The 575-nt window shown below is 65.6% G+C and carries 1 protein-coding gene; it reads right to left on the bottom strand.

The window, feature by feature from the left end:
• Positions 1–560: hypothetical protein (locus tag E6G06_08240; protein ID TML91900.1), on the bottom strand; the 560-nt coding region annotated here is incomplete at its 3' end.
• Positions 561–575 lie beyond the last annotated feature (15 nt).

The following is a 575-nucleotide window of genomic DNA, read 5'->3' on the forward strand; positions in this document are numbered from 1 at the left end:
GACTGCGACAACGGAGTCCGACGGTGCACCGTCTGGTGGCTGTTCCAGTAACCCCGGTACCGCGTGTACGCGAGCTTCCCGTGGAACTCGATGTTGTCGGCGATGTCCATCACGAGACATACGTCCGTGCCGCCGAACCGCGGCCCACGCATACCGCGGCCGATCATCTGCTCGTAGAGCACGGGACTCGTCGTTGGACGGGCGATGACAACCGCACGTACCCGAGGTGCGTCGAAGCCCGTGGTGAGCACGCCGTAGTTGCACAGCACCGACAGTCCGCCGTGGCGGAAGTCCTCGATCAGGGCCCGTCGCGTCGAGCCCCGAGTCGCGCCCGTGACGCTGGCGGCACGGCGACCCTTCCGTCGCAGCAGCACCGCCATCGCCACCGCGTGCTCGACGGTGCACCCGAAGAACAAAGTCGGCCAGTCTTCGGGCAGGGCCTCCATCCGTTTCAGCAACTCCTGGTTGCGCTCCCTCGATTGACCGATCTCCTGCAGGAACTGGGGGTGGAAGTCCTGGAACTGCTTGAAGTGCTCCCGGTACTGCGGGTCGGAGTCCATCGCGAATTCCGGCCA

The sequence above is a fragment of the Actinomycetota bacterium genome, assembly GCA_005888325.1.
Classification (GTDB): Bacteria; Actinomycetota; Acidimicrobiia; order Acidimicrobiales; family AC-14; genus AC-14.